Annotated in this window: 1 pseudogene; it reads left to right on the top strand. The window is 34.2% G+C overall.

Annotated elements, in window-relative coordinates:
- Window positions 1–256 precede the first annotated feature (256 nt).
- Window positions 257–380 (top strand): annotated as a pseudogene (locus B2Z67_RS04425) (SAM-dependent methyltransferase); the annotation flags it as partial.

Consider the following 380-nt stretch of genomic DNA (forward strand, 5'->3'; position numbering starts at 1 on the left):
TTGCCACTTCATAGTTAATAACAAAAGTAGTATTTTTAAAGTTAATATCGAAAAATAGAGTATCTTTGCAGCCTATGACAACGAAGAAGGAAATTGTGTTGTAAATAACCTCTGACGTTTCAGTCTCAGGTTATCCCTTAATTCATACTCAGGCATATTCTTGCCCGGGTTATTTTCATATACATAATAGTTGATAAAAAGGCTCGACAGAGTGCATTGTGCATTTTGTTGAAGTGAACATTTAATAAAAAACATCATGAGTAATAAAAATAATAAAACAATACATGACTTCGATTTCAACTTAATCTGCGAATACTTTTCCAGTGTAGAACGTCAAGGGCCGGGAAGTCCCGAAACCACCCTTAAAGCACTGAGCTTTA

Origin of the sequence: Bacteroides sp. UBA939, assembly GCF_002293435.1 — a bacterium.
In the GTDB taxonomy this organism is placed as follows: Bacteria; Bacteroidota; Bacteroidia; order Bacteroidales; family Bacteroidaceae; genus Bacteroides.